This is a genomic window from Variovorax sp. H27-G14, from assembly GCF_046156345.1.
Lineage (GTDB): Bacteria > Pseudomonadota > Gammaproteobacteria > Burkholderiales > Burkholderiaceae_C > Variovorax.
In genome coordinates this window covers 201,504-213,379 of the sequence record NZ_JAYLVN010000002.1, presented here as the reverse complement: position 1 = coordinate 213,379, position 11,876 = coordinate 201,504, and the positions used below count along the sequence as shown (strand labels likewise).

Annotated in this window: 11 protein-coding genes and 1 pseudogene; 8 read left to right on the top strand and 4 right to left on the bottom strand. The window is 67.7% G+C overall.

Features of this window, described 5'->3' with window-relative positions; translation table 11 throughout:
• The first annotated feature begins 4 nt into the window (after positions 1 to 4).
• The 4 genes from VLK31_RS06490 (at position 5) to VLK31_RS06475 (ending at position 4,630) form a co-directional block, all read left to right on the top strand.
• Entirely contained in the window at positions 5 to 742 is a 738-nt protein-coding gene (locus VLK31_RS06490) for a response regulator (RefSeq protein ID WP_409167566.1), read from the top strand.
• A gap of 28 nt (positions 743 to 770) precedes the next feature.
• Positions 771 to 2,360 (top strand): sensor histidine kinase, encoded by a 1,590-nt coding sequence (locus tag VLK31_RS06485; protein WP_409168032.1) that lies wholly within the window; start codon positions 771 to 773, stop codon positions 2,358 to 2,360.
• A gap of 166 nt (positions 2,361 to 2,526) precedes the next feature.
• Positions 2,527 to 3,057, top strand: coding sequence for a tripartite tricarboxylate transporter TctB family protein (locus tag VLK31_RS06480; RefSeq protein WP_409167565.1), 531 nt, complete (start codon positions 2,527 to 2,529; stop codon positions 3,055 to 3,057).
• 4 nt (positions 3,058 to 3,061) lie between these two features.
• Complete coding sequence (locus VLK31_RS06475) at positions 3,062 to 4,630, top strand: tripartite tricarboxylate transporter permease (RefSeq protein WP_409167564.1); 1,569 nt, start codon at positions 3,062 to 3,064, stop codon at positions 4,628 to 4,630.
• Between the two features lie 416 nt (positions 4,631 to 5,046).
• Here VLK31_RS06475 and VLK31_RS06470 read toward each other — a convergent pair whose 3' ends face one another.
• The 4 genes and pseudogenes from VLK31_RS06470 to VLK31_RS06455 form a co-directional block, all read right to left on the bottom strand.
• Positions 5,047 to 5,973, bottom strand: coding sequence for a pirin family protein (locus VLK31_RS06470; RefSeq protein ID WP_409167563.1), 927 nt, complete (start codon positions 5,971 to 5,973; stop codon positions 5,047 to 5,049).
• A gap of 32 nt (positions 5,974 to 6,005) precedes the next feature.
• Complete coding sequence (locus VLK31_RS06465; RefSeq protein ID WP_409167562.1) at positions 6,006 to 6,557, bottom strand: flavodoxin family protein; 552 nt, start codon at positions 6,555 to 6,557, stop codon at positions 6,006 to 6,008.
• A gap of 59 nt (positions 6,558 to 6,616) precedes the next feature.
• Positions 6,617 to 7,030, bottom strand: coding sequence for a DoxX family protein (locus tag VLK31_RS06460; protein ID WP_409167561.1), 414 nt, complete (start codon positions 7,028 to 7,030; stop codon positions 6,617 to 6,619).
• A gap of 83 nt (positions 7,031 to 7,113) precedes the next feature.
• A pseudogene (locus VLK31_RS06455) lies at positions 7,114 to 7,814 on the bottom strand (pirin family protein).
• A gap of 162 nt (positions 7,815 to 7,976) precedes the next feature.
• Between VLK31_RS06455 and VLK31_RS06450 the strand changes: the two are divergent.
• The 4 genes from VLK31_RS06450 to trmB all read left to right on the top strand — a co-directional run bounded on the left by VLK31_RS06450 (position 7,977) and on the right by trmB (position 11,805).
• On the top strand, positions 7,977 to 8,930 hold the full coding sequence (locus VLK31_RS06450; RefSeq protein ID WP_409167560.1) for a LysR substrate-binding domain-containing protein: 954 nt from the start codon (positions 7,977 to 7,979) through the stop codon (positions 8,928 to 8,930).
• Between the two features lie 118 nt (positions 8,931 to 9,048).
• Positions 9,049 to 10,140, top strand: a complete 1,092-nt coding sequence (locus VLK31_RS06445; RefSeq protein WP_409167559.1) for an NAD(P)/FAD-dependent oxidoreductase — start codon at positions 9,049 to 9,051, stop codon at positions 10,138 to 10,140.
• Positions 10,141 to 10,147: 7 nt separating this feature from the next.
• Complete coding sequence (gene gluQRS, locus VLK31_RS06440; RefSeq protein WP_409167558.1) at positions 10,148 to 11,056, top strand: tRNA glutamyl-Q(34) synthetase GluQRS; 909 nt, start codon at positions 10,148 to 10,150, stop codon at positions 11,054 to 11,056.
• A complete protein-coding gene (gene trmB, locus VLK31_RS06435; RefSeq protein ID WP_409167557.1) occupies positions 11,053 to 11,805 on the top strand; it encodes a tRNA (guanosine(46)-N7)-methyltransferase TrmB in 753 nt (250 codons plus the stop codon). The genes gluQRS and trmB overlap by 4 nt, the downstream gene beginning before the upstream one ends.
• Positions 11,806 to 11,876 lie beyond the last annotated feature (71 nt).

Below are 11,876 nucleotides of genomic sequence, written 5' to 3'. Positions count from 1 at the left end.
TCCCATGCGCATCCTTCTGGTGGAAGACGAAGTGGACATGGCCTCCTGGCTGATCCGGGCGCTGACCCAGAGCGGCTTTGTGGCCGACCACGCCCCCGACGCGCGCACGGCCGAGGCCTTCATGGCCGGCACCGAATACGACGCCATCGTGCTCGACCTGCGCCTGCCCGACAAGCACGGCCTGAGCGTGCTGGCCGACATGCGCAACGCGGACGACCGTACGCCGGTGCTCATCCTCACCGCGCAAAGCGCCCTGCAGGACCGCGTGCGCGGCCTGAACCTGGGCGCGGACGACTTCCTGACCAAGCCCTTCGAGCTGGTCGAACTGGAGGCGCGCATCGCGGCGCTGGTGCGGCGCAGCCGCGGCAAGCAGCACCCGCGCCTGCAGTGCGCCTCGCTGGCCTACGACAGCGAAAGCCATGCCTTCACGCTGCGCGGCACGCTGCTGTCGCTCACGCCGCGCGAGCAGGCCGCGCTCACCGCCTTGCTGATGCGCAGCGGCTCGCCCGTGGGCAAGTCGCAGCTGTTCGCCAAGGTGTTCACCAACGACAGCACCGCGGGGCCCGACGCCATCGAGGTGGTGCTGCACCGGCTGCGGCGCAAGCTGGCCGACAGCGACGTGCGCATCGTCACCGTGCGCGGCCTGGGGTACATGCTCGAGAGCATTGCCGATGGCTCCTCCGGTCCCCCGGGCCCTTCCACCCCTTCCGCGGACTTTGCCGACCTTGCCGGCGGCCACTGACCCCCTGGCTCGGCGCGAGCCGCCTGAGCTGCACGACCCACACGGGCCGCACAGCCCTCAAGGCCCGCACGAGCCCCCGCAGCGCTTCGGTATTCGCGCGCGCCTGCTCGCGCTGCTGCTGCCCGGCATCGTCGCGCTGCTGGCGCTCGACAGCTGGAACGACTACCAGGCCCTGACCGACTCGCTCGTGGTCGCCTACGACCAGAGCCTGCTGGAGCCCGTGCAGGCGCTGGCCAACGGCATCGTGGTGGCCAGCGACGGCAGCGTGCGCGTGCAGGAGCCCTTCTCGATCCAGGCGATGTTCGAGTCGACCCACCTGCGCTACAAGTACCTGCACGTGGGCGTGCAGCGCATTCCCAAGGGCCAGACGCTGGACGTGAACACGCCCGAGACCACACTCATGGGCGTGCCCAGCCTGCCCCGCCCCGCGCAGCGACCGCCCGACGGCACGCCGGTGTTCTACGACGCGGTGCACGAGCAGCATCCGGTGCGCGTGGCCGCGCTGCGCCAGACGGTGTACGACACGGTGCACGCCGGCGTGGCTTACAGCGTGCTCATTCAGGCCGCCGAGGGCACCGGCCCGCGCAGTGACGCACAGGCCGAGTCGCTGCGCCAGGAGCTGCTGCGCGACACGCGCATGGTGCTGGTGATGGCCCTGCTGGTGTGGCTGGGCGTGGCCTGGACGCTGCGCCCGCTGGAGCGCCTGCGCCGGTCGCTGCGCGAACGCTCGCGCGACGACCTCCAGCCGCTGGACGCCAGCGGCGTGCCGCAGGAGGTGGTGCCGCTGGTGGACGCGGTGAACCACCACATCGCAAGCCACCGGCGCATGGCGGCCGAGCAGTCGCAGTTTCTGGCTGACGCCTCGCACCAGTTGCGCACGCCGCTGAGCATCCTGTCGATCCAGGCCGGCTACGCGGTGCGCGAGACCGACCCGGCGCGCATGCGCGAGTCGCTGCACGCCATCGTGGCGCAGCTGTCGCGCACCCGCCGCCTCAGCGAGCAACTGCTGGCGCTGGCCCACGCCACCACCGAGGACGACGTGGCCTCGGCCGGGCGCTCGGTGGTCGACCTCAACGCCATTGCGCGCGGCGTGGTGCTGCAATACCTGCCGCTGGCGCGCGAGAACGACCAGGACCTGGGCTGGGTAGACGCCCGTGGCGACGCCCCGTCGACAGCCGCAAGCGCAGACGATGAAGACGCCGACGGCACCGACGAAGACGGCGACGAAGACGACCCGCCCGTGCTGCCCGTGATGGCCAACGCTGCCGAGCTGCACGAGGTGCTTGCCAACCTCGTGCACAACGCGATCAAGTACACGCCGCGCGGCGGCAGCATCACGGTGACGGTGCGGCGCGACGCCTCCAGCGCGCTGGCCGAGGTGTGCGACAGCGGGCCGGGCGTGGCGCCCGAGCGGCGCGAAAGCGTGTTCGAGCGCTTCCACCGCGACCCGTCCAACCCCGGCGGCGCGGCGCATGGCGCGGGCCTGGGGCTGACCATTGCGCGCGGCTATGCGCGGCGCAACGGCGGCGAGATCGAGCTCGACAGCGCCGACATGCCCGAGAGCGCAACGGGCGGCGGGCTGCGCGCAATTCTGCGGCTGCCGCTGCACGCTTTCTGAAGAGCCTGGGGCAGGCCTCGGAGGCCCGTTTTTCCAAGGGTTTCACCGGATACGCCGGTACGTGATTACACGTATTTTGGGGGCTCAAGAGGCGTTTGCGACTTCCCCGAAAGGCGATTGAAAGCCTCGATTTCTAGACTGCGCTCCTTCCCAACGAAGGAGACTTATGCAGCACCCGCACGGAGAAGATCCGGCCTCGCACGCGCTTCGGCCCGCATCGAAATTCAAGAAAGACTACTACGGCGGCGCCCTGCTGATCGTCATCGGCCTGGCCGCTGTGTATGCCGGCATCGGCTACCGCGTGGGCGAACTCGCGCACATGGGGCCGGGCTTCTTTCCGGTGGCGCTGGGCGCGTTGCTGGCGCTCACCGGGCTGCTCATCGCGGTCTCGGCGCGCGGCGAAAAGCCAGCTGCCGGCGCGAGCGAAGAAGCCGTGTCCCACGGCCATCCGGGCGGCATGCCGGACATTCGTGGCGGCGTCTGCATCATCCTGGGCATCCTCGCGTTTCTGCTGTTCGGCGAGTACGGCGGCCTGCTGCCGGCCACCTTCGCCATCGTGTTCATCTCGGCGCTCGGCGACCGCGACAACACGCTGACCGAGGCGCTGCTTCTTTCGCTGGCAATGTGTTTCATTGCCGTGGTCATTTTCTGGTGGGCGCTCAAGTTGCAGCTCCCCCTGTTCCAGTGGGGAGGCTGAAATCATGATTGGTCAATCGCTACACGACCTGTGGTTCGGCTTCGGCGTGGCCTTCCAGGGCTCGAACCTGATGTGGTCCTTCTTTGGCGTGCTGGTGGGCAACCTGATCGGCGTGCTGCCGGGCATGGGCGCGCTGCAGGCCATCTCGATCCTGCTGCCGCTCACCTACGTAATGCACCCGGTGCCCGCCATCCTGATGCTGGCCGGCATCTTCTACGGTTCGCAGTACGGCGGTGCCATCGGCGCCATCCTGATGAACATGCCTTCGCACCCGCCGCATGCGGTGACCTGTCTGGACGGGTACCCCATGACCAAGCAGGGCAAGGGGGGTGTGGCGCTAGGCATCACGATGATCGCCTCGTTCTTCGCGGCCTCGGTCGGCATCATCGTGATGATCTTTGCCTCGCCGCTGCTGGTGCAGATCGCGTTCAAGTTCGGCCCGACCGAAATCTTCTCGATCATGTTGCTGGGCTTGCTGGCCGGTTCCACCATGTCGCGCGGCTCGCCGCTCAAGGGCGTGGCCATGACCCTCTTCGGCCTGCTGTGCGGCGTGGTCGGCACCGACGTGAACAGCGGCAGCTTCCGCTTCGCGTTTGGCCTGCCTGAGCTGAGCGACGGCCTCGAGCTGGTGGCCATCTCGATGGGCCTGTTCGGCGTGGCCGACTTCCTGCTCAACGTGAACCGCATGAAGAGCATCGGCGACACGGGCACGCTCAAGCTGAGCGACATGCGCCCGAGCAAGGAAGAGCTCAAGCGTGCCTTCCCCGCGATGATTCGCGGCACCATCGTGGGCACGGTGTTCGGCGCGATGCCTGGTACGGGCCCGACCATCACCACCTTCATTGCCTATGCGCTGGAGCGCAAGATCTCGAAGACGCCGAACAAGTTCGGCACCGGCATGATCGAAGGCGTGGCGGGCCCCGAGGCGTCTGCGCACTCGAAGACGCAGGTCGACTTCATTCCGACGATGAGCCTGGGCATTCCGGGCGACGCGGTGATGGCGCTCATCCTGGGTGCGCTGCTGATTCAGGGCATTCAGCCCGGCCCGCAGCTCATCACCGAGCATCCGGACATTTTCTGGGGCCTGATTGCCTCGTTCTGGATCGGCAACGTGATTCTGGTGGTGCTGAACGTGCCGCTGATCGGCGTGTGGGTCAAGCTGTTGAAGGTGCCCTACAAGTACCTGTTTCCGGCTGCGATGTTCTTCATTGCAACGGGCGTGTACAGCACGCAGAACAGCCTGTTCCAGATCTGGGAAGTGCTGGCGTTCGGCATCGTCGGCGCCTTACTGATGTCGCTCGAATTCTCGGTGGCGCCCATTCTGCTGGGCTTCGTGCTCGGGCCGATGGTGGAAGAAAACTTCCGCCGTGCGCTGCTGCTGTCGCGTGGCGACATGACGGTGTTTGTTACGCGTCCGATCAGCGGCACCTTCATTGGTCTGTGCGTGCTGCTGCTGGCTGGCGTGGGCTTCTCGGCATGGCGTGCACGCGGTGGTCGCAACGCGATCGTCGAGCTGCCCAAGGCACCGCCGGGTGCGGCACCGTCCGAGACTGTGGTCATCGGCAACGAGTGATGCTTTGAACCGTGTGGCGCTGCGAGTGCCACACGAAGAAAAAAGGGCCCGATGCGTTGGGCCCTTTTTGCGTGTGGTGGTTGGTGTTTGGTGGCCGGTGCTGTTCAGGGCGACGCTCACGCCGACGGGGTGCCTTGCTCCGCGAATGTCCCCCGCTTCGCGCTACCGCCCCTCCTCCTTTGTTTCGCTGCGCAAGGCACCCCATCGACGTGAGCGTTGTTAAGAGCGGTCGTTGATCGTGCGATCACCCAGAGCGTGTCTCAGTGCACAGGGCGTCGGGTGCTCCCCGCAGCGAAATAAAGGAGGAGGCCGCAGGCCGGGGGACATTCGCGGAGGGGAGCACCCGGCGGCCTGTGCACGCGCCCTGAACGAGAGACCTGGGCTCGTAACAAGCCCTCAAAAAACCAAGGCAGAAATCAAACAGGCGTAGTGCCCACATCGGCATCCCGCACGCCAAAGGGATGCCCCGGCAGCGGAATGAATTCAGTCTCACCAGCAACATGCCCCATGCGCTGCGCAGCCCAATCGGCACCGGCTTCGAGGATGCGTTCGCGCCGGCTGGAGACAAAGTTCCAGGTGATGTAGCGCGGGCCGTCCAGCGGCTCGCCACCAATCACCATCAGACGTGCCGCAGTGAGCGCCGTCAGCAGCGCGCCCTGCCCGTCGGGCAACACCGCCATCGTGTGCGCCTCGACCGGCTCGCCGTTGACCGCAACGTCGGCATCGACCGCATAGATCGCCAGCTCCGGTGCCAACGCCGGCAACTCGAAACGCCCGCCCGCAGCCAATGCAATGTCGAGGTACACCGTCTGCGACAACGTCTTCACCGGCGAGCGCGCACCAAAGGCCTCGCCCACTAGCACGCGCACATCAGCGCCCTGCACCGCCACCTCGGGAATGGCCTCCGATGGCGTGTGCACGAAGCTGGGCTCCGCCTCTTCATGCGCCTGCGGCAAGGCAGCCCACAACTGCAGACCATGGTTGACGTAGGTGTCGGCCTTCAGCCGCTCCGGCTTGCGCTCGGAGTGCACGATGCCGCGCCCCGCGGTCATCCAGTTGATGGCGCCGGGCAAGATTTCCTGCACGCTGCCCAGGCTGTCGCGGTGCATCATCGCGCCCTCGAACAGGTAGGTGACGGTCGAGAGACCGATGTGCGGATGCGGCCGCACATCGTGCTCGCTGCCCGGCTGCTCGGTGGCCGGGCCGAAATGGTCGAAGAACACGAAGGGGCCGACCGAGCGGCGCTGCGCCGCAGGCAGCAGGCGCCGCACCTTGAAGCCACCACCCAGGTCCTTGTCATGCGGCGTGAGCAGTTGTTGGGTGTGGGCAGTGGTGTCGGTCATCGTGTACTCCGTGGGGCTGGTTTTTTTCTGACTCAGGCGCGCGCTGTGGCCACTGCGCCAATGCGCTCGCCGAAGGCACGCGCCGTGTCCAGGTCGCCCTTGGGGATCTCGGCGGAGCTTGCGTCCGACGGCGACTGCGTCAGCAGGCCGCCGTAGCCGCCCACGTAGTTCATCGAGTCGCGTGTCGCTGCCTTGTTGTTGCTCGGCAAGATGCCCATGCTGACCCACAGGCCGCTGTGCTGCATGGCCAGCGTCCACAGGTAGGTCAAGGTGGTGCCCTTGTCGCCGTTCATGGTGGCGCTGTTGGTGAAGCCTGCAAAGAGCTTGTCCTTCCAGCCCTGGGTGAACCAGACCTTGGACGACGCGTCGGCAAATTTCTTGAACTGCCAGCTCACCCCGCCCATGTAGGTGGGCGAGCCGAAGACGATCATGTCGGCCGCGGCCAGCAGCTCCCAGCCGCCTTCGGGCAGGTTGCCCTCGGCATCGATGGCGAGCAACTGCGCGCCCGCGCCGTCCGCCACGGCTTGCGCCACGCGTTGGGTGTGGCCGTAGCCGGAATGGAAGACGACGACGATGTTTGCCATGGTGAGAGCTCCTGGGTGAGTGGACGGGTGAGTCAGAGGGTCAACGAATCAACGGTGAATCAGCGCTTGTCGATGCTGAAACGACCGGGGCCGAAGGCAGCAATGGAGAGCAGACCGCCGGCAATGGCCATGTTCTTGAAGAACTGGATATTCTGCGTCGCGTCGGCCCAGAACTTGTGAAAGAACAATGCAGTTGCCACGGTGAAGATGGCCATGATCAGCGCTGTCCAGCGTGCCTTGAAGCCGACGAGCAGCGCAATGCCCAGGCCCAGTTCCACAATGATCGCGATCACCGCCGCCACTTCGGGCAGCGGCAGGCCGGCCACCTTGGTGATGTAGCCGACGGTGCCCGCAAAGCCCATCAGCTTGCCGAAGCCAGCCGGAATGAACAGCGTGGCAATCAGGATGCGGCCGATCAGGGCCAGGGTGTCCTGGGCTGCGGCAAGGGGGTGGTTGTAGTTGGTGGTTGCCATGATTGAAAAACTCCTCGGTTGTTGAAATGAAAAAGCACTGAAAAAGCCGGATGCACAAGGCATCCGGCAGGGGGGAAAAAAGATCAGGCGGCCAGGTCGAACACCAGCACTTCGGCGTCCTTGCCACCGGCCAGCGCCAGTTGCGATTCGCCTTCGAGCATCGCGGCGTCGCCGGCCGCCAGCTTCTGGCCGTTCACTTCCAGCTCGCCGCGCACCAGGTGCACATAGCTCTTGCGTGCCGGGTCGAGCGCCAGGCTGGCCTTTTCTTCACCGTCGAGCAGGCCGGCGTACAGGCGGGCGTCGGCGTGCACCGTCACCGAGCCGTCGCTGCCGTCGGGCGAGGCCACCAGGCGCAGCTTGCCGCGCTTCTCGGCGTCGGAGAACTGCTTTTGCTCGTAGCCCGGTGCAATGCCGTGCACGTTCGGCTGGATCCAGATCTGCAGAAAGTGGGTGGTCTCGTCGGCCTTGTGGTTGAACTCGCTGTGCATCACGCCACGCCCCGCGCTCATGCGCTGCACGTCGCCGGGCGGAATGCTTTCCACATTGCCCATGCTGTCCTTGTGCGCCAGTTCACCCGACAGCACGTAGCTGATGATTTCCATGTCCTTGTGGCCATGGTGCCAAAGCCGGCTCCCGCCGCCACGCGGTCTTCGTTGATCACCCGCAGGTTGCCGAAGCCCATGTGGGCGGGGTCGTGGTAGCCGGCAAAGGAAAAGCTGTGGAACGAGCGCAGCCAGCCATGGTCGGCGTAACCGCGTTCTTGGGATTTACGGACTTGCAACATCGTCGAACTCCTTGTGGCCCGGCCCCTTGGGGGCTGCAGGCCTTTGCTTCTTATGCCGCGCCGGATGCGCAGCGGATGTAAAGAACTTTAGGTCCGCACCCCACTTGAAAAGACGCTGCGTTTTGATGGCACCATTCAAATAATTTGATCAATGGAGCGCCCATGCCCAGCCCCCGCGACGTGCTGACCCCCGACGCCCTGTCGATGCTGCAGACCGTGGCCGCCACCGGCAGCTTTGCCGCCGCCGCCCGCGCGCTCGACCTGGTGCCCAGCGCGCTGAGCTACCGGGTGCGCCAGATAGAGGACGCACTCGACGTGCTGCTGTTCGACCGCAGCACCCGCCAGGCCAAGGTGACCGAGGCCGGCGCCGAGCTGTTGCGCGAGGCCGACCGCCTGCTGACCGAGATCGACGCCGTGGCCAACCGCGTGAAGCGCGTGGCCACCGGCTGGGAGCCGATGCTGACCATTGCGGTGGACAGCGTCATTGCGCGCGACCCGCTGCTCGACCTGGCCACCGCCTTCTTCGCGCTGGAGCCACCCACGCGGCTGAAGCTGCGCGACGAAACCTTGTTCGGCACCATCGAGGCGCTGACGAGCGGAGAGGCCGACCTGGCCATTGGCGCGGTGCTCGACGCCGAGAGCCTGACCTTCACCGCCACCGGCATCCGCAGCCGGCTGCTGGGCGAGCTGCCGTTCGTGTATGCGGTGGCGCCGCACCATCCGCTGGCACGCGTGGCGCAGCCGCTGAGCGACACGGTGATGCGCCAGCACCGCGCAGTGGCCGCTGCCGATTCGGCCCGCCACGGCACCGCCATGACGGTGAACCTCATGGGCGGGCAAGACGTGCTCACGGTGCCCAGCATGCAGGCCAAGGTGGCGGCGCAGTTGCATGGGCTGGGCGGCGGCTTCTTGCCAGAGCCGATGGCGCGGCCGTACATCGAGGCCGGCCACCTGGTGGAGCTGCAGACCGAGCGCAAGGCACCGCGCGGTGCCCTGCATTGCGCATGGCGCGTGCGCAGCGCAGGCAAGCCGGGGCGCGCGCTCGAATGGTGGCTGGCGCAGTTCGAACATGAAGCCACGCGGCGTGCGTTGCTCGAAAGGCATCGGGGTCGCTGAGGATGACGCAGATTCGCGCTGCCGCGCTAAGGGTGTGCCCTCAGGCGAAGCCCCCGCCGTACCGATGTAGAGTGCAGACACATCCAACCGCATTCCCTCCAGAAGAAAAGAGTCCGTCATGACCACTCGCGCGAAAGCCAAGCCGGCAAAGTCGGCCGACCGCCACCGAACCCCAGCCACCCCACGCCATTACGCCGTTGTCGGCGCCGGCATGGCGGGGGTGGCCTGTGCCCGAACGCTGGTGCAAGCCGGCCACAAGGTCACGCTGTTCGAACGCGAGGCCTCGGCCGGCGGGCGCATGGCCAGCGTGAACACCACCTTCGGCCGCTTCGACAGCGGCGCGCAGTACTTCACCGTGCGCGACCCGCGCTTTGCCCTGGCGCTGGAAACCGCGCCCGGCGTGTGCAAGCGCTGGAGCGCCAACCTCGTGCGCGTGCTCGATGCCCACGGCCGCGTGGCCGAAGCGGCCCTGCCCTCGCTGGAGCCGCACTGGGTGGCCCAGCCCGGCATGGACGCGCTGGTGGCCCACTGGGCCTTGCCGCTGAGCGACAGCCTCGTCACCAACACGCAGGTCACGCAGGTCGAGCCCGACGCGCTCGACCCCAAGCGCTGGCAGTTGCGCACCGCGGGCGCGGACGACTCCCAACACGTGTACTCCGGCTTCGACGCGGTGCTGCTCGCCGTGCCGCCGTCGCGCACCCGCGCGCTGCTGGGCGACGGCAAGCTGTCGGCCACGCTCAGCCGCAAGATCGAAGCCGTGCGCATCGCGCCCTGCTGGACGCTGATGATTGCCTACCCCCAGGCCAACCAGCCCACCATGTCGCACCTCGGCCCGCAATGGAACGCGGCGCGCAGCACCCACCACCGCGTGGCATGGCTGGCGCGCGAATCGTCCAAGCCCGGGCGCGAGCGCATCGAGCGCTGGACGCTGCAGGCCAGCGCCACCTGGTCGCAGGAGCACCTGCGCGACGCGCCCTCGCGCATCGAGGCCAAGCTGCTGCGCGCCTTCTCCGAAATCACCGGCATCCACGCCACGCCAGCGCATGCCCAGGCCCTGTGCTGGAGCGAAGCGCAGACCCAGGTGCCCGTGGGCACCCCGCACCTGTGGGACGCCAAGGCCCGCATCGGCGTGGCCGGCGACTGGTGCACCGGGCATCGCGTGGAAGACGCGTTCTTGTCGGGTCTGTCGCTGGCGCTTGCAGTGATCTGATTGCGGCATGGGGGAGACCGGCCGCTTCGCGCCCTCGCCCACCGGGCCGCTGCATGCGGGCTCGCTGGTGGCCGCGCTGGCCAGCTGGCTCGACGTGCGCGCCCGTGGGCCGCAAGCGCGCTGGCTGGTGCGCATCGAAGACGCCGACACAGAGCGCTGCCTGCCCGGCATGGGCGAGCACATCCTCCAGCAGTTGGCTGCCTGCGGCCTGCTGCCCGACAAAGCACCGGTGTGGCAAACACAGCGCACCGCGCGCTACCAGGCCGCGCTGGCCGCGTTGCAGGCCCATGGCCTGGCCTACCCCTGCGGTTGCTCGCGCAAGGACATCAGCGAGGCACTGGCGCTGCGCGGCCAAGCCCCTGAACGGCATGGCGAGCGCGTGTACCCCGGCACCTGCCGCAACGGCCTGCACGGCAAGCCGGCGCGGGCCTGGCGCTTTGCCGCTGAAAAGTTCGACGCAGGCCGCGAGCTTCATTGGACAGACCGCCGCCTGGGCGCCCAGCAGCAGAACGTGGGCCGCGAGGTCGGCGACTTTGTTTTGCGCCGCGCCGACGGCCCCTGGGCCTACCAGCTGGCCGTGGTGGTCGACGACGCCGAGCAAGGCGTGAGCGACGTGGTGCGCGGCGAAGACCTGGCCGACAACACCGCGCGCCAGGTGCTGCTGCAGCGCGCGCTTGGCATGCCCACGCCCAGCTACCTGCACACGCCGCTGGTGCGCGGTGCGGACGGCGACAAGCTGTCCAAGCAGAACGGTGCCACCTCCATCGACACCGGCACCCCGCAGGCAGCGCTCGCCGCCCTCGACACCGCCGCACAGGTGCTCGGGCTGCGCGCCACCACGGCCAGCGGCTGCACCGCCGCGCTGGCCGCATGGGTGCCCGAATGGCGCGCTCTCTACAATTCGCGGCCCTCATGAACATTCCCGACACCGTGCCCCACGACCTCCCGCCCAGCGATGAACCGGCCAGCGACGACCCGGCCCAGCCCCATCCGCTGCACCGCCGCCTGAAGAGCTTCGTCCGGCGCGCAGGCCGCACCACCGACGGCCAGGCGCGTGCCTTTGCCGAACTGGGCCCGCTGTTTCTGCTGCCCTATGCAGAAGAAACGCTCGACCTGACGGCGGCCTTCGGCGGGCGCGCCGCCCCCACGGTGCTGGAGATCGGCTTCGGCATGGGCGAGGCCACCGCGCACATCGCCACCGTGCTGCCCGATACCAACTTCCTGTGCTGCGAGGTGCACGAGCCCGGTGTGGGTGCGCTGCTCAAGCGCATCGGCGAGCAATCGATTTCCAACATCCGCATCTGCGCGCACGATGCGGTCGACGTGCTCGACCACATGCTGCAGCCCGGCACGCTGGCTGGCGTGCATGTGTTCTTTCCGGACCCGTGGCACAAGAAGCGCCACAACAAGCGCCGGCTGATCCAGCCCGCGTTCGTGACCAAGCTCGCGCAGCACCTGCGCCCCGGCGGCTACATCCACTGCGCCACCGACTGGCAGCCGTATGCCGAGCAGATGCTCGAAGTGCTGGCCGCCGAGCCGCTGCTGCGCAACACGGCCGAGGCCTACGCGCCCAAGCCCGAATACCGCCCGCTCACCAAGTTCGAGAACCGCGGCATCAAGCTGGGCCACGGCGTGTGGGACCTGGTGTTCGAACGCAGCGCCTGAGCGCACGGGCGGTCCGTGCCCCACCTGTGATGGCCCTTGCCATTCGGGGGAACGTGCTTTCCCATTGGCCC